General features: G+C 57.9%; 19 protein-coding genes and 2 tRNA genes. 9 read left to right on the top strand and 12 right to left on the bottom strand.

Translation table 11 applies throughout. The features are described 5' to 3' along the window. Positions 1–245 precede the first annotated feature (245 nt). From CWM52_RS24895 to mltB, 11 genes are all read right to left on the bottom strand, one after another. Positions 246–322: transfer RNA gene (locus CWM52_RS24895), tRNA-Arg, on the bottom strand. A gap of 4 nt (positions 323–326) precedes the next feature. After that, positions 327–419: transfer RNA gene (locus tag CWM52_RS24890), tRNA-Ser, on the bottom strand. A 324-nt stretch (positions 420–743) separates the two neighbouring features. Further along, positions 744–929 carry a carbon storage regulator CsrA gene (csrA, locus tag CWM52_RS24885; protein ID WP_000906486.1) on the bottom strand — a complete coding sequence of 62 codons (186 nt, stop codon included), beginning with the start codon at positions 927–929 and terminating at the stop codon, positions 744–746. A 238-nt stretch (positions 930–1167) separates the two neighbouring features. Then, entirely contained in the window at positions 1168–3795 is a 2628-nt protein-coding gene (gene alaS / locus CWM52_RS24880) for an alanine--tRNA ligase (protein ID WP_100686506.1), read from the bottom strand. Positions 3796–4049: 254 nt separating this feature from the next. After that, on the bottom strand, positions 4050–4550 hold the full coding sequence (gene recX / locus CWM52_RS24875) for a recombination regulator RecX (RefSeq protein ID WP_100686505.1): 501 nt from the start codon (positions 4548–4550) through the stop codon (positions 4050–4052). Between the two features lie 69 nt (positions 4551–4619). Beyond that, the gene (recA, locus tag CWM52_RS24870; RefSeq protein WP_100686504.1) at positions 4620–5684 is read right to left on the bottom strand and encodes a recombinase RecA; all 1065 of its coding nucleotides are present in this window, start codon (positions 5682–5684) and stop codon (positions 4620–4622) included. A gap of 80 nt (positions 5685–5764) precedes the next feature. Next, entirely contained in the window at positions 5765–6262 is a 498-nt protein-coding gene (pncC, locus tag CWM52_RS24865) for a nicotinamide-nucleotide amidase (RefSeq protein ID WP_100686503.1), read from the bottom strand. 138 nt (positions 6263–6400) lie between these two features. Beyond that, the gene (locus tag CWM52_RS24860) at positions 6401–7279 is read right to left on the bottom strand and encodes a metal ABC transporter substrate-binding protein (protein ID WP_100686502.1); all 879 of its coding nucleotides are present in this window, start codon (positions 7277–7279) and stop codon (positions 6401–6403) included. A 9-nt stretch (positions 7280–7288) separates the two neighbouring features. Beyond that, positions 7289–8152, bottom strand: coding sequence for a metal ABC transporter permease (locus CWM52_RS24855; protein ID WP_032691010.1), 864 nt, complete (start codon positions 8150–8152; stop codon positions 7289–7291). Next, positions 8149–8859, bottom strand: a complete 711-nt coding sequence (locus CWM52_RS24850; protein ID WP_165785438.1) for an ATP-binding cassette domain-containing protein — start codon at positions 8857–8859, stop codon at positions 8149–8151. Before CWM52_RS24850 ends, CWM52_RS24855 begins: the two co-directional genes overlap by 4 nt. 201 nt (positions 8860–9060) lie before the next feature. Further along, positions 9061–10134: a lytic murein transglycosylase B gene (mltB, locus tag CWM52_RS24845; RefSeq protein WP_160703129.1), complete on the bottom strand. Its 1074-nt coding sequence runs from the start codon at positions 10132–10134 to the stop codon at positions 9061–9063. A 304-nt stretch (positions 10135–10438) separates the two neighbouring features. Here mltB and srlA point away from each other — a divergent pair, with 304 nt between their 5' ends. From srlA to gutQ, 7 genes are all read left to right on the top strand, one after another. Further along, positions 10439–11002: a PTS glucitol/sorbitol transporter subunit IIC gene (gene srlA, locus CWM52_RS24840; RefSeq protein ID WP_100686499.1), complete on the top strand. Its 564-nt coding sequence runs from the start codon at positions 10439–10441 to the stop codon at positions 11000–11002. After that, a complete protein-coding gene (locus CWM52_RS24835) occupies positions 10999–11976 on the top strand; it encodes a PTS glucitol/sorbitol transporter subunit IIB (RefSeq protein WP_100686498.1) in 978 nt (325 codons plus the stop codon). The genes srlA and CWM52_RS24835 overlap by 4 nt, the downstream gene beginning before the upstream one ends. 13 nt (positions 11977–11989) lie before the next feature. Beyond that, a complete protein-coding gene (gene srlB, locus CWM52_RS24830) occupies positions 11990–12352 on the top strand; it encodes a PTS glucitol/sorbitol transporter subunit IIA (RefSeq protein ID WP_100686497.1) in 363 nt (120 codons plus the stop codon). A gap of 17 nt (positions 12353–12369) precedes the next feature. Next, complete coding sequence (gene srlD / locus CWM52_RS24825) at positions 12370–13149, top strand: sorbitol-6-phosphate dehydrogenase (protein ID WP_032691005.1); 780 nt, start codon at positions 12370–12372, stop codon at positions 13147–13149. A 282-nt stretch (positions 13150–13431) separates the two neighbouring features. Continuing rightward, positions 13432–13791, top strand: a complete 360-nt coding sequence (gene gutM / locus CWM52_RS24820; RefSeq protein ID WP_100686496.1) for a transcriptional regulator GutM — start codon at positions 13432–13434, stop codon at positions 13789–13791. A 71-nt stretch (positions 13792–13862) separates the two neighbouring features. After that, positions 13863–14636 carry a glucitol operon DNA-binding transcriptional repressor SrlR gene (srlR, locus tag CWM52_RS24815; protein ID WP_100686495.1) on the top strand — a complete coding sequence of 258 codons (774 nt, stop codon included), beginning with the start codon at positions 13863–13865 and terminating at the stop codon, positions 14634–14636. After that, positions 14629–15594, top strand: a complete 966-nt coding sequence (gene gutQ / locus CWM52_RS24810; protein ID WP_100686494.1) for an arabinose-5-phosphate isomerase GutQ — start codon at positions 14629–14631, stop codon at positions 15592–15594. Before srlR ends, gutQ begins: the two co-directional genes overlap by 8 nt. Here the strand turns inward: gutQ and norR are convergent. Further along, on the bottom strand, positions 15557–17101 hold the full coding sequence (gene norR, locus CWM52_RS24805) for a nitric oxide reductase transcriptional regulator NorR (RefSeq protein WP_100686493.1): 1545 nt from the start codon (positions 17099–17101) through the stop codon (positions 15557–15559). The two genes, gutQ and norR, sit on opposite strands and share 38 nt — an antisense overlap. A 187-nt stretch (positions 17102–17288) precedes the next feature. Here norR and norV point away from each other — a divergent pair, with 187 nt between their 5' ends. Continuing rightward, positions 17289–18734 carry an anaerobic nitric oxide reductase flavorubredoxin gene (gene norV / locus CWM52_RS24795; RefSeq protein WP_100686492.1) on the top strand — a complete coding sequence of 482 codons (1446 nt, stop codon included), beginning with the start codon at positions 17289–17291 and terminating at the stop codon, positions 18732–18734. After that, entirely contained in the window at positions 18731–19864 is a 1134-nt protein-coding gene (gene norW, locus CWM52_RS24790; protein WP_100686491.1) for an NADH:flavorubredoxin reductase NorW, read from the top strand. The genes norV and norW overlap by 4 nt, the downstream gene beginning before the upstream one ends. Positions 19865–20291: the final 427 nt, after the last annotated feature.

Below are 20291 nucleotides of genomic sequence, written 5' to 3'. Positions count from 1 at the left end.
ACCGCTCGGTTCGTAGCCGAGTACTCTATCCAGCTGAGCTACGGATGCATCAGGGAGAACTGCTTTACTACGCGTCAGTGTCACATCTAACACTTGCCACACTGAGTAAGATGGTGCATCCGGGAGGATGACTCGGCTTTCGCCTCGCCCTGCGGGCCGTTGCTAATGCAACGTTATCCTTCCTGGTGCTTGCGGTTATCACCGCTACCTCAACCACCCCTTCATTGCTGAAGTAATGGATAATATGGTGCATCCGGGAGGATTCGAACCTCCGACCGCTCGGTTCGTAGCCGAGTACTCTATCCAGCTGAGCTACGGATGCAAAATGGCGGTGAGGCGGGGATTCGAACCCCGGATGCAGCTTTTGACCGCATACTCCCTTAGCAGGGGAGCGCCTTCAGCCTCTCGGCCACCTCACCACACGCCTCTTACGAGTGCTTCGAAGAACTTGTTTCTGCTCTTCGTCGCTGCGATGGCGCACATATTACTTTCTGGTACTTATAAGTCAAACAATTTTTCGAGACCTTTTTCCGTTTGCACACTTACCGCGCAATTAGCCTGCAAAAACGGCAAAAAGAGTGTTTTATCAACAGGAATTCAGGGATTTCAGCCAGCGGCAGGCAAAAGATAAATGCTGCGCACAATGAGCGATAAACAGAAAAACGAGGTAACAGAAGAAGAAAAGCCAGAAAAAAGGACGGGAACGGGGGATGCGCCTCACGGAATCGCGAGGCGCGAAAACATTAGTAACTGGACTGCTGGGATTTTTCAGCCTGGATACGCTGGTAGATCTCTTCACGATGCACGGAGACTTCTTTAGGGGCATTCACGCCAATACGTACCTGGTTACCCTTAACCCCTAAAACTGTCACAGTGACCTCATCTCCAATCATGAGGGTCTCACCAACTCGACGAGTCAGAATCAGCATTCTTTGCTCCTTGAAAGATTAAAAGAGTCGGGTCTCTCGTATCCCGGCATTATCCATCATATAACGCCAAAAAGTAAGCGATGACAAACACCTTGCGGTGTAAGCAGTCACGGCATCACATTCTGTTAAACCTAAGTTTAGCCGATATACACAACTTCAACCCGACTTTATCGTTATCAGTGCTTCTCTGGCAAGCTACCGTTATCCGGGGATAGCGGTAGCTATGCATTTATAGTTATTACAGTTTTGCGCTGACCCAGCCTTTCACACTGGCTAACGCTGCAGGGAGAGCTGACGCATCGGTACCGCCGGCCTGAGCCATATCCGGACGACCGCCCCCTTTGCCACCCACCTGCTGGGCGACCATTCCAACCAGCTCCCCTGCTTTCACGCGATCTGTCACATCCTTAGACACACCGGCAATCAGAGAAACCTTACCATCCGCCACCGTAGCTAACACAACGACCGTAGAACCCAGTTGGTTTTTCAGGTCATCAACCATGGTACGCAGCATTTTCGGTTCAACGCCGGCCAGCTCGCTGACCAGCAATTTGACGCCGTTAATCTCTTCCGCTTTGCTGGAGAGGTTTGCGCTCTCCTGCGCTGCCGCCTGCTCTTTCAGCTGCTGCAGCTCTTTTTCCAGCACCCGGGTACGTTCCAGCGCGGCACGCACTTTATCGCCAAGGTTATGGCTATCGCCCTTCAGCAGTTGTGCAATATCGCCCAGCAGATCGCTCTGCGCATGCAGATACGCAATGGCGCCTTCGCCGGTCACCGCCTCAATACGGCGAACGCCCGCAGCGGTACCGGATTCAGAGGTAATACGGAACAGGCCAATATCACCGGTACGTGAGGCGTGAGTACCGCCGCACAGCTCGGTGGAGAAATCGCCCATGCTCAGTACGCGAACGCGATCGTCATATTTCTCGCCGAACAGCGCCATAGCGCCCTTCTCTCTTGCCGCATCCAAATCCATGATATTGGTTTCAACCGGCAGGTTACGGCGGATCTGAGCGTTGACCAGATCTTCCACCGCGCGAATCTCTTCCGGCTTCATGGCTTCGAAGTGAGAGAAGTCAAAACGCAGCGCTTTGTCATTCACCAGCGAGCCTTTCTGCGCCACATGTGTCCCCAGAACCTGACGTAATGCCGCATGCATCAGGTGAGTCGCCGAGTGGTTCAGACGAATACGCTGACGGCGAGCCCGATCGACATCAGCCTCCAGCGCATCGCCCACATTCAGCGCACCGTGGGTCAGTTTACCGATATGACCAATGGCCTGGCCGTATTTCTGCGTATCGTTAACCGCGAAGGAGAAGCCGGCGCCTTTCAGCTCGCCTTTATCGCCCACCTGGCCGCCGGATTCCGCATAGAACGGCGTTTGATCCAGAATGACCACCGCTTCCTGGCCTGCGGCCACGGTATCAACGGCTTTACCGTCGATAAACAGCGCGGTCACTTTCGCGTTCAGTTCCAGATGGTCATAGCCTTTAAATTCAGAAGCGCTGTCAATGCGAATCATCGCATTGTAGTCTGCGCCAAAGCCGCTGGACTCACGCGCACGACGGCGCTGCTCTTCCATTGCAGCTTCAAAGCCCGCTTCGTCGACCTTAATATCGCGCTCACGGCAAACGTCAGCGGTCAGGTCAACCGGGAAACCATAGGTATCGTACAGACGGAAAGCGGTTTCGCCATCCAGCGTGTCGCCCTTCAGCTTGCTCAGCTCTTCATCCAGCAGCGCCAGACCGCGCTCCAGCGTACGCGCGAACTGCTCTTCTTCGGTTTTCAGCACATGCTCAACCTGAGCCTGCTGCTGCTTCAGCTCTTCACCGGCGGCGCCCATCACGTCAATCAACGGAGCAACCAGTTTCCAGAAGAAGGTCTCTTTCGCGCCCAGCATGTTGCCATGACGCACGGCACGGCGAATGATACGACGCAGCACGTAGCCACGGTTTTCATTCGACGGGATGACGCCATCGGCAATCAGGAATGCGCAGGAACGAATATGGTCAGCGATAACGCGCAGCGATTTGTTCGTCAGGTCGGTTGCGCCGGTGACTTTCGCGACGTTCTCAATCAGAGTGCGGAACAGGTCGATATCATAGTTGGAGTTGACGTGCTGCAGAACGGCAGCAATACGCTCCAGACCCATACCGGTGTCGACGGACGGCTTTGGCAGCGGCTCCATGGTACCGTCGGCCTGACGGTTAAACTGCATGAAGACGATGTTCCAGATCTCAATGTAGCGATCGCCATCTTCTTCCGGGCTACCCGGAGGGCCGCCCCAGATGTGGTCGCCGTGGTCGAAGAAGATTTCGGTGCACGGACCGCACGGACCGGTATCGCCCATCTGCCAGAAGTTATCAGAAGCGAACGCCGCGCCTTTATTATCGCCAATGCGGATAATACGCTCACGTGGAATGCCGACTTCATTCGCCCAGATATCGAAGGCTTCGTCATCGGTTTCGTAGACGGTAACCCACAGTTTGTCTTTCGGCAGCGCGAACCAGTTTTCCCCGGTCAGCAGTTCCCATGCGTATTTGATGGCATCCTGCTTGAAGTAATCGCCGAAGCTGAAGTTACCCAGCATTTCAAAGAAGGTGTGGTGACGCGCGGTGTAACCGACGTTTTCCAGATCGTTGTGTTTACCACCCGCACGAACGCAACGCTGTGCGGTCGTCGCGCGCGAATAGTGGCGTTTGTCGAGACCCAGGAAAACATCCTTAAACTGGTTCATCCCGGCGTTGGTAAACAGTAGGGTCGGGTCGTTGTGCGGCACCAGGGAGCTGCTCGCAACGACCTGGTGTCCCTTACTATGGAAAAAATCGAGAAACGCCTGACGGATCTCAGCAGTGCTCTTGCTCATAATTATCCTGAAATCAAGCTATACACTTCACCTTTCACGCTGCCTCTGCGCGGGCTGCGCTCGTTCGCCCCGGCCACGTACCTTTGTACGCTCCAGGTCACTCACTCTCCTGCGGCCTTGACGCAGCGCGAATGATTTTGTGTATAAGGAATAATCGTCGTGGGCGCTGATTGCCTGTTAACAGCCAGCGACCGGACGGAATAAAGTGGGAATAAGATAAGTTTTCTTTACTGGGAAGTAAAATACCCGATGGGTCAATCTGCAAAATTTCGCCAGATTTCCTGAATATCTTCCATCAGGTAGCCACGATACAGCAAAAACCGCTGGATTTTGACTTTATCGGCAAATACCGTCGGGAGCGGTTCGCCATATTTACGCTGCGCCTGCTCTTTCGCCAGCGCGGCCCAGTCAATATCGCACTCGCGCATCGCGCTTTCGCTGAGGTCGCGGGGGATACCTTTCTGATTGAGTTCCTGACGGATACGCGCCGGGCCATATCCTTTGCGGCTACGGCTGGCAATAAACTGGCGAACAAAGCGGCCATCGTCAAGGTAGCGGTTCTCAATGCACCAGGCGACAACGGTGTCTACCTCTTCCGGCGTGACGTCCAGCGTCTCCGGGCCATTTTTTCCCGGCACCGGGGCAGCGAGTTTACGCCGCAGCTCCTGTTCGCTATGGTCGCGCATCGCCAGGATACGGATTGCGCGGTCCAGCAGACGGGCATAGCCGGAACGGCGGGATGAAGATTCAGTCACAGGCACCTCGACAATCAAAAAAGCAAAAGGGCCGCATGCGCAGCCCTTCGTTATCTTTTCATGAGATTATCAGAAATCTTCGTGGGTTTCTTCCGCACCCTCGCCGTTACCGTCAACCGCGAAATCAGGAGTGGAATCCTGATTATTCAGCAGCAGCTCACGCACTTTTTTCTCAATCTCTTTTGCCGCAGCCGGGTTATCTTTCAGCCAGGAGATAGCATTGGCTTTACCCTGGCCAATCTTATCGCCGTTGTAGCTGTACCATGCGCCCGCTTTCTCAATCAGCTTCTCTTTCACGCCCAGGTCAACCAGCTCGCCGAAGAAGTTGATACCTTCGCCGTAAAGAATCTGGAACTCAGCCTGTTTGAACGGCGCAGCGATTTTGTTTTTCACGACTTTTACGCGGGTTTCGCTGCCGACAACGTTGTCGCCGTCTTTCACCGCACCGATACGACGGATATCCAGACGCACAGAGGCATAGAATTTCAGCGCGTTACCACCGGTGGTGGTTTCCGGGTTGCCGAACATCACGCCAATTTTCATACGAATCTGGTTGATGAAGATCAGCAGCGTATTGGACTGCTTCAGGTTACCGGCCAGCTTACGCATCGCCTGGCTCATCATACGTGCCGCGAGGCCCATGTGAGAGTCGCCGATTTCGCCTTCGATTTCCGCCTTCGGCGTCAGCGCCGCTACGGAGTCGACAACAATAACATCTACGGCGCCAGAGCGAGCCAGCGCGTCACAGATTTCCAGCGCCTGTTCGCCGGTATCCGGCTGAGAGCACAGCAGGTTGTCGATATCGACGCCCAGCTTACGTGCATAAACCGGATCCAGCGCGTGTTCCGCATCGATAAAGGCACAGGTTTTACCTTCACGCTGCGCGGCGGCGATCACCTGCAGGGTCAGTGTCGTTTTACCGGACGATTCAGGCCCGTAGATTTCGACGATACGGCCCATCGGCAAACCGCCGGCGCCCAGGGCGATATCCAGTGAAAGCGAACCGGTGGAGATAGTTTCCACATCCATGGAACGGTCTTCACCCAGGCGCATGATGGAGCCTTTGCCGAACTGTTTTTCAATCTGGCCCAGTGCTGCCGCCAACGCTTTCTGTTTGTTTTCGTCGATAGCCATTTTTACTCCTGTCATGCCGGGTGAAACCGGGTGGTGAATGCTGTTCTGTTGAGGCAATTATACTGTATAGTCATACAGTATCAAGTATTTTGTAGAAATTGTTGCCAGAGGAGATTAAGCGCGTAAGCCGTTGCCTGACGACGCACCGCCTCCCGGTCTCCGGCAAAACATTCACGCCGGGTCACGCCCTGCCCGTTCGCACAGGCCACGCCAAACCACACCGTGCCGACCGGTTTTTCCGCACTGCCGCCATCCGGCCCGGCGATGCCGCTCACCGAAATAGCATAGGTGGCGCGCGCCGCGCGCAGGGCGCCAACGGCCATCTCGACCACCACCGGCTCGCTCACTGCGCCGTGGCCGAGGAGCGTGGTCTCGCTGACGCCGATCATCTGCGATTTGGCTTCGTTACTGTAGGTCACGAACCCGCGTTCAAACCACGCGGAACTGCCGGCGATGTCGGTGAGCACTTTCGCGACCCAGCCGCCGGTACAGGACTCTGCCGTGGTCACCGTCGCAGCGCGAGCTTTTAATGCCAGCCCGACCTGCTCGCTCAGTTGCTTTAATTCAGAATCTGTCATTATCGCCCCGTTTAAGCCAGATAAAGAGGCCATCAAAGATAGCACTTTCAGCACCGATATGGGGATGAGGTCACGAATTTACGAGGGAGGTTCCGAAAATGAGCGGCCCCGACGACGCCGGGACCGTCAGGACGCGTTTTACTTCATGCTGGCGGCGATCAGTTCGACGTTATGGCGCAACATCTTCACATAGCTATCCGCCACGCCGCCCGGTTTCGAAAGCGCTTCCGGATAAAGTTCCCCACCCGGCTGCGCCCCCGTAGCGGCCGCAATTTGTTTCACCAGACGCGGATCGAGCTGGTTTTCCATAAACCAGGTATGGACGCCGTCGGCCTTAATTTGTTGAATCAGCGCCGCCACCTGCGCCGCGCTGGCTTCGCTTTCTGACGACAGCCCCTGTGGGGCCAGGAAGGTCACACCATAGGCGCGGCCAAAGTAGCCAAACGCATCATGGCTGGTGAGCACTTTGCGTTTGGCCTGCGGAATTGCCGTAAACTGTTTTTTTGCCCAACCGTCGATCTCCGTCAGTTGACCGATGTAGCGTTTCCCGGATGCCTCCAGCGCGGCTTTATCCTGCGGATCGGCTTTGATCAGGCCGTTAAGGATATTTTGCGCGTAAAGCGCGCCGTTAGCGGCGCTGTTCCACGCATGAGGGTCGGTAACCGTTTTGCCATCCTCATTGAGGGTGTGGGTTTTTACGCCGACAGACGCCACCACCAGCTCACCTTTAAAACCCGAAGCTTTGATTAATCTGTCGACCCAACCTTCCAGTCCCAGACCGTTAACCACCACCACATCGGCTTTGCTCAGCAAGGCGCTATCCTGCGGCGAAGGTTCAAAGGTATGCGGATCGCCGTCCGGTCCCACCAGCGAATCAACATGGACATGTTCGCCCCCCACCTGCTGGACCATATCGCCCAGCACGGAAAAACTACTCACCACGTTAAGCGTTTTCGCCATCGCACCCTGCGTTGCGAGGCCTAACGCCAGCGCCAGAATGACTGCGGTACGTTTCATCATATTTCCTTACCCCATTAATTTACGCCAGCTGACGACTAGTCGGCTGCGCGTGCCAAAAAACACCGAAATAAAAAAGATCCCGCTGGCGGTCAACACGATGGACGGCCCGGCCGGTAAATTCGCCGTCCACGACAGGCTTAACCCCATCCAGGCACAAAAGCCGCCCATCAGCGCCGCCAGCAGCAAGGTACCGGGCAAGGTTCGCGCCCAGCAGCACGCTGCCACCGCCGGCAACATCATCACGCCAACCGCCATCAACGTCCCCAGCACCTGGAACCCGGCGACCAGATTGAGCACCAGCAGCGCCAGGAACAGCCCGTGCAGCAGCGCCGGGAGCCGCGGGTGGTTCACCTGTAGCCAGGCGCTATCAAAGGCTTCGCTGACCAGCCCACGATAAAGCAGCGCGATGCAGAGCAGCGTCAGGCTGGCTACCCCGCTAACAAACAGCGCAGCGTCGTTATCCACCGCCAGAATCGAGCCAAACAGTAGATGCAGCAGATCAACGCTGGAGCCGCGCAGCGACACCAGCGTCACTCCCAGCGCCAGCGACCCGAGGTAAAACCCGGCAAAGCTGGCATCCTCTTTCAGCGGCGTGCGTCGGCTGACCCAGCCCGCCACCAGCGCCACGGCAATTCCGGCGATAAAACCGCCGATAGTCATGGCCAGTAGCGACATACCGCTCACCAGGTAGCCCACCGCCACGCCGGGTAAAATGGCGTGCGACAGCGCATCGCCCATCAGACTCATTCGTCGCAGCAGTAAGAAGACGCCAAGCATGGTGGTGCTCAGAGAGAGTGCGAGGCACACCAGCAGCGCGCGGCGCATAAAGCCGAATTCAATAAAGGGCTGGAAAAAGGTGTGCCAGATCATGCCAGCCTCGCAGAGCCGAAGGCGGGCAGTACATCATCCGTATTCCCCCAGCGGGCGCGCTGCGGTTCCAGCAACAGCGTTTCCGGGAAATATTCAGCGACGCGCTGGTTATCATGCAGCACCGCCAGTATCGTCTGCCCGTGCTGATGCATCTCAAGGATCAGCCCCATCAGCTCGCGGCTGGTCGCTTCATCAATCCCGGTAAAGGGTTCATCCAGCATCACCAGCGGCGCCTGTTGCACGATGACTCTGGCAAACAGCATGCGCTGGAACTGCCCGCCGGAGAGCGCCTCAATCGGCGTTTTCGCCATCGATGCCAGCCCCACGCGCTCCAGTGCGGCGCCGATCCGCCGCCGGAACTCGCCGCGGATCCCGCTCAGCAAAGAGACATGCGGCCAGGCCCCTTGACTCACCACGTCCTGTACCGTCAGCGGAAACTGCGATTCGAGAGCATGACGCTGCGCCAGCCAGCCAATCACCGGACGCGATACCGTCCAGCGCAGCCTGCCGCTGACCGGAGGAATAAAACCGGCCAGCGTTTTCAACAGCGTTGATTTACCGCAGCCGTTCAGGCCGACAATGGCCGTCATGCTGCCTGCCGCAATAACGCCGCTCAGGGCTGGCGTAATTGCCAGCTCTTCGTAACCTGCTACCAGGTGATCCAGTTCAATCATGGCAGGGTTACCGCCCACCAGGTCGCCAGCCACAGTAGCGCCAGCAGTACGCAGGCGATTCCTGCGCGTACCGCGGCGGATGTCATAAAAAGAGAAGTCACAGCCTTACCCGATAAATATGTTATAACGTAACAATATTAGATCGACGGAAAAATGTAAATCCGCGTCAACGGCGGGAAATGCTGCAAAATGTAACAGAACTCCCCTCATCGCGAGGGGAGTATCGGGGAAGGATTACTGTCCGCGGGCCTGAGCCACGGCCAGGCCCAGCTGCCAGACGGCCATCGCGTAGTGGGTACTGTGGTTATAGCGGGTGATGGTGTAGAAGTTCGGCAGACCATACCAGTACTGATAACCGGTACCGATATCCAGGCGCAGCAGGCTGGCCTGCTGATGGTTGCCCAGCGCTTGCATCGGCGTCAAACCTGCCGCCGTAAGCTGCGCAATGCTGTAGTGGGTTTTGAAACCATTCTCCAGACCCGGCGCCTGACCCAGCGCCTGCACCGCAACCGGATCGCCACTCACCCAGCCGTGCTGTTTGAAATAGTTCGCCACGCTGCCGATAGCGTCCACCGGATCCCACAGGTTAATGTGCCCGTCGCCGTTGAAGTCCACCGCATACTGTTTATAAGAAGACGGCATAAACTGACCGTAACCCATGGCTCCGGCGAAAGAACCTTTCAGGTTTAACGGATCATCTTGCTCGCTTCGCGCCATCAGCAGGAAGGTTTCCAGCTCGCCGGAGAAATAGTCGGCGCGGCGCGGGTAGCTAAACGACAGCGTCGCCAGGGCGTCGAGGATGCGGGTTTTACCCATCACGCGCCCCCAGCGGGTCTCTACGCCAATAATGCCGACGATAATTTCCGGCGGCACGCCGTACACCTGCCAGGCGCGGTTCAGCGCATCCTGATACTGGTTCCAGAATACGACGCCGTTCTGCACGTTATCCGGGGTAATAAACTGTTTTTTGTAACGCAGCCAGGCGCCGTTAGGCCCTGACGGCGGTAGTCCGCTCGGTGCCTGACGGTCCATCAGGCGCAGAACGTAATCCAGGCGTTTGGCCTGCGAGAGGATCTCATGCAGCTGCTGTCTGTCGAAGCCATGCTTGCTCACCATTTTATCGATGAACTGCTCCGCCGCCGGGTTGTTGGCGAAATCGCCCCCCATCTCCACCACATTATGCTGCGGCTCCAGCAAAAAACCGCCGCCTCCCGCCGTCTGGGTTTCTGCGCTGATTTTAGGTTTGCTGCTGCAGGCAGCGAGGAGAACACACAGGGGAAGTAAAGCCAGATAGCGACGCTTCAACATGGGACATCCGTTTAACAAATTTGGCAAAGGATAATTATGGTAAAGCATGCGGCCATCAACAAGGAAGCAGCAATGTACTGGCGGACAAAATAGTCCCGACAGCCCCCCCTTTCCGGTTCATTATCCGCCCGTTTATCCCCCCCTTTGCGTCGGCAAATATCCCCCTCCTTGCGCATAAACTTTCAAAATAAAATATTTACCTTTCATTTTGCGATCAATTTAACACTTTTAAATCTTTCAAAGTGATTAAAATAAGCTGCCAGTTAGCAAGAAAAATAACACTCTGAATCTGAAGGAGAGAACCATGATTGAAGTCATTACCCACGGCGCCGAATGGTTTATCGGCCTGTTTCAGAAGGGGGGCGAGGTGTTTACCGGTATGGTTACCGGGATCCTGCCGCTTCTGATCAGTCTGCTGGTTATCATGAACGCGCTGATCAACTTTATCGGTCAGCAGCGGATCGAAAAGCTGGCGCAACGCTGCGCCGGTAATCCTGTCTCGCGCTATCTGCTGCTGCCCTGCATCGGCACCTTTGTGTTCTGTAACCCGATGACCCTGAGCCTCGGGCGCTTTATGCCCGAGAAGTACAAGCCCAGCTACTACGCGGCAGCCTCTTACAGCTGTCACTCCATGAATGGCCTGTTTCCCCATATCAACCCTGGCGAGCTGTTTGTCTATCTCGGGATTGCCAGCGGCCTGACCACGCTTGGCCTGCCGTTAGGTCCGCTGGCGGTGAGCTATCTGCTGGTGGGTCTGGTCACCAATTTCTTCCGCGGTTGGGTCACCGATCTGACCACCTCGATTTTTGAGAAAAAAATGGGCATTCAGCTTGAGCAAAAAGTTCATCTTTCCGGAGCAACCTCATGACCCGTATTCGTATTGAAAAAGGCGCCAGCGGCTGGGGCGGCCCCCTGGAACTGGACGCCGTTGCCGGTAAAAAGATCGTCTACATTACCGCCGGCACCCGCCCGGCAATCGTCGACAAGATAGCCAGTCTGACCGGCTGGCAGGCCGTCGACGGGTTCAAAGAAGGCGAGCCGCCGGAAGAGGAGATCGGCGTCGCCATTATCGACTGCGGCGGCACCTTACGCTGCGGCCTTTATCCGAAGCGTCGTATCCCGACCGTCAATATCCACGCCACCGGCAAATCCGGCCCGCTGGCGCAATATATCGTCGAAGATATTTACGTCTCCGGGGTGAAAGAGGAGAACATTCGCCTGTTGACCCGCGATGGCGCAGTCGCGCCAGAAGCGAAGCCGGGCCAGCCAGCCCCGCGGGATTACGATACCAGCAAAAAAATTACCGAGCAGAGCGATGGCCTGCTGGCGAAGGTCGGCATGGGAATGGGCTCGGTGGTGGCGGTGCTGTTCCAGTCCGGACGCGACACCATCGACACGGTGCTGAAAACGATCCTGCCGTTTATGGCTTTCGTCTCGGCGCTGATCGGCATCATCATGGCCTCCGGCATCGGCGACTGGATTGCCCACGGTCTGGCCCCGCTCGCCAGTCATCCTCTGGGCCTGGTCACGCTGGCGCTGATCTGCTCCTTCCCGCTGCTGTCGCCGTTCCTCGGCCCTGGCGCGGTTATCGCTCAGGTCATTGGCGTGCTGATCGGCGTGCAGATTGGCCTCGGCAATATTCCCCCGCACCTTGCACTCCCGGCGCTGTTCGCCATTAACGCCCAGGCCGCCTGCGATTTTATTCCGGTTGGGCTGTCGCTTGCCGAAGCCCGTCAGGACACGGTACGCGTCGGGGTTCCTTCGGTACTGGTGGGACGTTTTCTGACCGGCGCGCCAACGGTGCTTATAGCCTGGTTTGTTTCCGGATTTATTTACCAATAAGAGGTTCCTGAAGATGGCCGTGATTTACCAGACCACGATTACGCGCATCGGCGCCAGCGCGACGATGGCGCTTGAAGAACAGATGTTGATTACCTTTCGCGAAGGCGCGCCGGCGGACATTGAAGAGTATTGCTTTATTCATAACCACGGCGAATTTTCCGGCGCGCTGGCGCCGGGCGCGGAACTCCAGCTTGGCGAACAACGCTATCCGGTCACCGCCGTCGGCGATGTCGCCGAACAGAATCTGCGCGAGCTGGGCCATATCACGCTGCGCTTTGATGGTCATCGCGAAGCGGAGTTTCCGGGGACGGTCCACGTGGCTGGCCCCGTGCCGGAGGCAATCGCCCCCGGCTGTATATTGAAATTTGTTGCATGAGTTGTCAGGAGAAGACTATGAATCAGGTTGCAGTTGTCATCGGCGGTGGACAAACCTTAGGCGAGTTTCTGAGCCGGGGCCTTGCCGCTCAGGGGTATCGGGTTGCGGTTGTGGATATCCAAAGCGATAAAGCCACGCGCGTCGCGCAGGCTATCAACGACGAGTATGGCGAAGGAATGGCGTACGGCTTTGGCGCCGATGCCACCAGCGAAGCCAGCGTGATGGCCCTCGCCCGCGGCGTGGACGAAATTTTCGCCCGGGTGGATCTGTTGGTGTACAGCGCCGGGATCGCCAAAGCGGCCTTTATCAGCGATTTCGCGCTCGGCGATTTTGACCGCTCGCTGCAGGTGAATCTGGTGGGCTACTTCCTCTGCGCTCGCGAATTTTCACGGCTGATGATTCGCGATGGCATCAAGGGGCGCATTATTCAGATCAACTCTAAATCCGGCAAAGTCGGCAGCAAGCACAATTCCGGCTATAGCGCGGCGAAGTTTGGCGGCGTCGGGTTGACCCAGTCGCTGGCGTTGGATCTGGCGGAATACGGCATTACCGTTCATGCATTGATGCTGGGCAACCTGTTGAAATCGCCGATGTTCCAGTCACTGCTGCCGCAATATGCCAGCAAACTGGGCATTGCCGAGGACGAAGTCGAACAGTATTACATCGACAAGGTGCCGCTGAAGCGCGGCTGCGACTATCAGGATGTCCTGAACGTCCTGATGTTTTATGCCAGCCCGCAGGCCTCCTACTGCACCGGGCAGTCGATTAACATCACCGGCGGTCAGGTGATGTTTTAAACCCGGCCCACCGGGCCGGGATGCCGTTTTCTCCCCGCTGGCGCTGCGCTGACCGGGCTACAAACAACAGGTCCGCACGGCTTGCCGACGGGTAGCCCGGACAGGTGCGTAGCCCCGCTTCCGGGAAATAGCCCGCTGGCAAAGGTACGTTCCCCGCTGGCGCTGCGCTGACCGGGCTACAAACAGCAGGCCCGCGCGGCTTGCCGACGGGTAGCCCGGGTAAGGCGCTCGCGCCGCGACCCGGGAACTTCCCGACAACATCGCTTAAGGAAGGAGACTTTGATGGTTACCGCATTAATCACCGTCGCCGCCATCGCCTGGCTGGCGCAGCTGGCGCTTGGCGGCTGGCAGATTCGCCAGTTTAACCGCGCCTTTGACCGACTTTGCCTGCAAGGACGGGTCGGCGTCGGGCGCTCAGCGGGCCGCTTCAAACCGCGCGCGATCGTCGCCATCGCCTTTGACGACCACGATCGCGTCAGCGATACGCTGCTGATGCGAGGAGTGACCGTCTTCGCCCGCCCGCAAAAAATCCCCGCAATAAACGGGCAATATCGTGAGCAATTGCAGCCAGATATGATCTTTCCCCAGGATCCGCTCTGTCAGAATGCACTATCATTAGCGCTTAAACCGAAACATGTATAATTTCGTTGTAAAAGTAAATATCTTGCGAAATTATCATTTCGAAACTTAACGCAGGATAGGATACTACCGTTATGAAACCACGTCAGCGCCAGGCAGCTATTGTTGAGCACCTGCAAGCGCAGGGTAAATGCTCGGTTGAAGAGCTGGCGCAACACTTCGACACCACCGGCACCACCATCCGCAAGGATCTGGTGATCCTCGAAAATGCCGGTACCGTTATTCGCACCTACGGCGGCGTGGTCCTCAATAAAGATGAGCCCGACCCGCCTATCGATCATAAGACGCTGATTAACACCCATAAAAAAGCGCTGATCGCCGAAACCGCGGTGCGCTACATCCACGACGGCGATTCGATCATCCTCGATGCCGGCAGTACGGTGCTGCAAATGGTGCCGCTGCTCAGCCGCTTCAATAACATCACGGTCATGACCAACAGCCTGCATATCGTCAACGCCCTCTCCGAGCTGGATAATGAACAAACGATCCTGATGCCCGGCGGCACCTTCCGTAAGAAATCGGCCTCCTTCCACGGACAGCTGGCGGAAAACGCCTTCGAGCAGTTCAGCTTCGACAAACTGTTTATGGGCACCGACGGCATCGACCTGAACGCCGGCGTGACCACCTTCAACGAGGTCTATACCGTCAGTAAAGCGATGTGCAATGCCGCCAGAGAAGTGATCCTGATGGCCGACTCATCAAAATTTGGCCGTAAGAGCCCGAATATCGTCTGCGGCCTTGAGCGGGTGGACAAGCTGATTACCGATGCCGGTATTGACCCGACATTCCAGCGGGCGCTGGAAGATCAAGGTATCGAAGTGATTATCACTGGAGAAGAACATGAGTAACTTTCTGTTAGAAGCCGGACGCCAGACTCTGATGCTGGAGCTACAGGAGGCCAGCCGTCTGCCTGAACGCCTGGGCGACGACTTCATCCGCGCGGCGGAAACCATCATCCACTGCGAAGGGAAACTGGTGGTCTCCGGTATCGGTAAGTCAGGCCATATTGGCAAAAAGCTGGCGGCCACTTTCGCCAGTACCGGCACCCCGGCCTTTTTCGTCCATCCGGCGGAGGCCCTGCACGGCGACCTCGGGATGCTGGATGGCCGCGACGTGATGCTGTTTATCTCCTACTCCGGCAGCGCCAAAGAGCTGGATCTCATCGTTCCGCGTCTGGAAGAGAAAGGGATCCCGCTGCTGGCGATGACCGGAAAATCGCAATCCCCGCTGGCGCTGGCGGCAAAAGCGGTACTGGATATCGCCGTCGAACGCGAAGCCTGCCCGATGCATCTGGCCCCCACCTCCAGCACCGTCAACACTCTGATGCTCGGCGACGCGCTGGCGATGGCGGTGATGCAGGCCCGCGGTTTCAATGAAGAAGATTTCGCCCGTTCACACCCCGCCGGCGCCCTCGGCGCGCGGCTGCTGAACAAGGTTCATCATCTGATGCGCCGCGACGACGATGTCCCGCGCGTCGATCTGGATACCCGCGTGATGGACGCGATGCTGGAGTTGAGTCGTACCGGGCTCGGTCTGGTCGCGGTTTGCGATGCGCAAAACCGCGTACAGGGCGTCTTCACCGATGGCGACCTGCGCCGCTGGCTGGTCGGCGGCGGAACGCTCGACGATGCCGTTGCCCGGGCGATGACCCGCAATGGCGTCACCCTGCAGGCGGAAAGCCGCGCGGTCGAAGCCAAAGAGCGGCTGATGAAGCACAAAATCAGCGCCGCCCCGGTGGTCGACGAAAACGGCCTTCTGGTTGGGGCGATTAACCTGCAGAACTTCTATCAGGCCGGGATTCTTTAAGCCCCAGACGCTTCGCCAGCCGGTGCAGGTTGGCGACATCAAGCTCCAGCGCGCGGGCGGCGGCAGCCCAGTTGCGATGGTTATCCGCTAACGCGCGGGAAATCGCCTCGCGCTGGAAGGCCTCGGTCGCCGCGCGCAGATTGATAGCCTGCATCGGTGCCGCCGGTGTCGCGGCGGGCAGCCCGGGCGCGTCGACGGCAAATTGAAAATGCGCCGGGGAGAGCCGCACCTCGTCGCCAGCCTGCGTCGCCCGCGCCAGCACCACCGCGCGATGAATCGCATGTTCCAGCTCACGCACATTGCCAGGCCACGGCCAGCTGCGCAGCCTTGCCCGCGTGGCATCGCTCAGCACCACCTGCGCCAGCCCCATCCGCAGGCGGCACTGCTCGCAGAAATACCCCGCCAGCAGCACCACGTCATCGTCACGATCGCGCAGCGCCGGCACCGAGAGCGGAAACACGCTCAGGCGGTGATAGAGATCGGCGCGAAAACGGCCGGCGATCACCTCCTGGCGCAGATCGCGGTTGGTGGCCGCCAGTACCCGCACGTCGACCCGCAGGCTGCGATCGTCGCCCACGCGCTGAATATCGCCGTACTGCAATACGCGCAGCAGCTTGGCCTGCAGCGCCAGCGACAGCTCCCCAATCTCATCAAGAAACAGGGTCCCGTTATCGGCCATTTCAAACTTGCCGCTGCGGTTGCTGATAGCCCCGGTAAACGCCCCTTTCACATGCCCGAACAGCTCGCTTTCCGCCACGCTCTCCGGCAGCGCCGCACAGTTCAGATAGATCAGCGGATTGGCCGCCCGCGCCGATCCCTGATGGACCGCTTTCGCCACCAGCTCTTTGCCGGTGCCGGTTTCGCCGCTAATCAGCACGTTCAAATCCGACGCGGCGACGATATCGATCTCTTTTTTCAACTGCTGTATCGGCGCCGACAGGCCGATAATCTCCTGGCGGTCGGGAGGCGTATAGCTCGCGCTCGCCTCCGGCAGCACGTTCTGATTTTCGAGGCGGGCAATGAGCAGCGCGTTATTCAGCGCCCCTGCCACCAGGGCGGCAATCAGCCGTAGCTCCTCATCGCTGAAGCTATCGAAACGGTCGGCGTCCATCCCGTCGAGGGTCAAAGCGCCTATCAGGGTTTGTCCGGCAAACAGCGGCAGCCCTACGCAGGCGTGAACCTTGAGGCTCTCCTGGCCGGGAATCAACCCGTCATAAGGGTCGGGCAGATCGCTGTCCGCCGGAAAGCGCACGACGTCCCCCGCGCGGGCAATCGCCTCCAGCCGCGGGTGACCGGCCAATGCAAAGCGTCGCCCCAGCACATCCTGCGCCAGTCCGTCGATCGCCAGCGGCACAAACTGATGGGCGTCGTAGCGCAGCAGCGCCGAGGCATCACATCCCAGCACCTGCCGCAGGGTGGCTATCAAACGCGAGAACCGGTCGGCGTGACCAATATCGCTTTGTAAATCAATGGCGATTTTCGCCAGTACCTCTACGGAAAAGCTCATTGCAGCCCCATTGTCATTTTGACATTAATCATTGTCATAACGACTATTTTAACCAGTGTCATTTTGACATCAACCGGTTTAAGAAGAAAACACAAAAACATTTAAAATCAATAAATTAAAAAGTTGGCATGCAACTTGATATAAGCAATTCATCTTATCTGAACACGCTGAATTAATTGAGGTGGCTATGTCTGTTGTGGTTAAAAATAATATTCATTGGGTTGGCCAACGTGACTGGGAAGTGCGTGATTTTCACGGTACTGAATACAAAACGCTGCGCGGCAGTAGCTACAACAGCTATCTCATCCGTGAAGAGAAAAATGTCCTGATTGATACCGTCGATCATAAATTCAGCCGCGAGTTCGTGCAGAACCTGCGTAGCGAGATCGATCTTGCCGATATTGACTGCATCGTGATTAACCATGCGGAAGAAGACCATGCCGGCGCGCTGACCGAGCTGATGAACAGTATCCCGGATACGCCGATTTACTGCACCGCCAACGCCATTGACTCCATAACCGGCCATCACCATCACCCGGAGTGGAACTTTAAGGTGGTGAAAACCGGGGACAGCCTCGACATCGGTAACGGCAAGCAGCTGATCTTCGTCGAAACGCCGATGCTGCACTGGCCGGACAGCATGATGACCTATATGACCGGCGACGCGGTCCTGTTCAGCAATGACGCCTTCGGCCAGCACTACTGCGACGAACACCTGTTTAATGATGAAGTCGATCAGAGCGAGCTGTTCGAGCAGTGTCAGCGCTACTATGCCAACATCCTGACCCCGTTCAGCCGCCTGGTGACGCCAAAAATCACCGAAATCCTCGGCTTTAACCTGCCGGTCGACATGATAGCCACCTCCCACGGCGTGGTCTGGCGCGACAACCCGACGCAAATCGTTGAGCTGTACCTGAAATGGGCCGCCGATTACCAGGAAGACCGCATCACGCTCTTCTATGACACTATGTCGAACAATACCCGCATGATGGCCGATGCGATAGCCCAGGGAATTACCGACACGGACCCGCGCGTGGCGGTGAAAATCTTCAACGTCGCCCGCAGCGATAAAAACGAAATTCTGACCAACGTCTTCCGCTCAAAAGGGGTGCTGGTCGGCACTTCGACCATGAATAACGTGATGATGCCGAAAATCGCCGGACTGGTTGAAGAGATGACCGGCCTGCGTTTTCGCAACAAGCGCGCCAGCGCCTTCGGCTCTCACGGCTGGAGCGGCGGTGCGGTCGATCGCCTGTCCACCCGCTTACAGGATGCCGGTTTTGAAATGTCGCTGAGCCTGAAGGCCAAATGGCGCCCGGACCTCGACGCGCTGGAAATTTGCCGCGAACACGGCCGTGAAATTGCCCGTCAGTGGGCGCTCTCGCCGCTGCCGGTCGCCGAAGCCACCCCGGTGGAACAGGAAAACTGCGCCTGCGCCGCTGCGGCAGCAGCCGATCTCGGCCCGTCGATGCAGTGCAGCGTCTGCCAGTGGGTTTACTATCCGGCGAAAGGCGAACCGAACCAGGATGTCCAGCCGGGGACGCCGTGGAGCGAGGTCCCGGATAACTTCCTGTGCCCGGAATGCTCTCTCGGCAAAGAGGTATTTGACGTACTGGCGACGGAGGCAAAATGAGTGATGGCATCGTCATCATCGGCTCGGGCTTTGCGGCCCGTCAGCTGGTGAAAAATATCCGCAAGCGGGATACCCACATTCCGCTGACGCTGATCGCCGCCGACAGCATGGATGAGTACAACAAACCGGACCTCAGCCATGTGGTCAGCCGCGGCCAACGTGCCGACGATCTGACCCTGCAAACGGCGGGCGAATTCGCCGAACAGTACCATCTGCGTCTGTTTCCGCACACCTGGGTCAGTGGCATCGACGCCGGAGCGAAAGTGGTGAAAAGTGAGGTTCGTCAATGGCGCTACGACAAGCTGGTGCTGGCGACGGGCGCAGCGCCGTTTATTCCGCCGGTGCGGGGGCACGAGCTGATGCAGACCCTCAACAGCCAGCGCGAATACAGCGCCGCGCAGAGTCAGCTCCACGATGCGCAACGCGTGCTGATCGTCGGCGGCGGCCTGATTGGCTGCGAGCTGGCGATGGACTTCTGCCGCGCCGGGAAAGCGGTGACGGTGGTCGATAACTCCGCCAGCGTGCTCTCTGCGCTGATGCCGCCGGAGGTCAGCAGCCGTCTGCAGCATCGGCTCACCGATATGGGCGTGCACCTGATGTTGAAAACACAGCTTGAAGGACTGGAGCAAACCGCCGCCGGCATACGCATCAGCCTTGATCGTCAGCGCAGCGTCACCGTCGATGCGGTGGTCGCCGCCGCCGGTCTACGCCCGGAAACGGCGCTGGCGCGCCATGCCGGGTTGATGATTCGTCGTGGCGTGGTGGTGAACAGCCGGCTGCAAACCAGCGATCCGGCCATTTACGCCCTCGGCGACTGCGCGGAAATCAATGGCAGCGTCCTGCCGTTTCTGCAGCCGATTTTACTGAGCGCGATGTGCCTTGCGAAAAACCTGCTGGCGCAGGCGAGCAAACTGACCCTGCCGCCGATGCTGGTGAAGGTCAAAACGCCGGATCTGCCGCTGCATCTGGCCGGTGAGACGCAGCGAGACGATCTGACGTGGAATCTGCTTGCCGCCAAAGAGGGGCTGGTGGCGAAAGGGGTGGATGCCGCTAACCAGCTGCGCGCCTTTGTCGTCAGCGAGGACCGAATGAAAGAGGCCTTTGCGCTGCTCAAACAATTGGTGAGTTAACCTGCCCGACTGGCATTATTTCCGTATTACCTGCCCGGACGGACATTATTCCCGGGTTGCGGCGCAAGCGCCTTACCCGGGCTACGCTTCTGTGTCGGTATTTTGCCGGGTGGCGCGATGCTGACCCGGCCTACAGTTCGGCCTTCATCCCGTAGGCCCGCGCAAGCGCAGCGCCGCCGGGCATCATGCCAGCCTGGCTCAGGTAGTCCGGCTAAGGTAGCCCGGCTAAGCGCAGCGCAAGCCGGGGAAATCAACCAGCCCGGACGGACGTTATTCCCGGGTTGCGGCGTAAACGCCTTACCCGGGCTACGCTTCTGTGTCGGTATTTTGCCGGGTGGCGCGATGCTTACCCGGCCTACAGTTCGGCCTTCACCCCGTAGGCCCGCGCAAGCGCAGCGCCGCCGGGCAGCACACCAGCTGTGCGCTT

Origin of the sequence: Raoultella sp. T31 (assembly GCF_002806725.1) — a bacterium.
In the GTDB taxonomy this organism is placed as follows: Bacteria; Pseudomonadota; Gammaproteobacteria; order Enterobacterales; family Enterobacteriaceae; genus Klebsiella; species Klebsiella electrica.
Note: the sequence above shows the minus strand (reverse complement) of the source record. Positions and strands in the feature narration are given on the sequence as shown.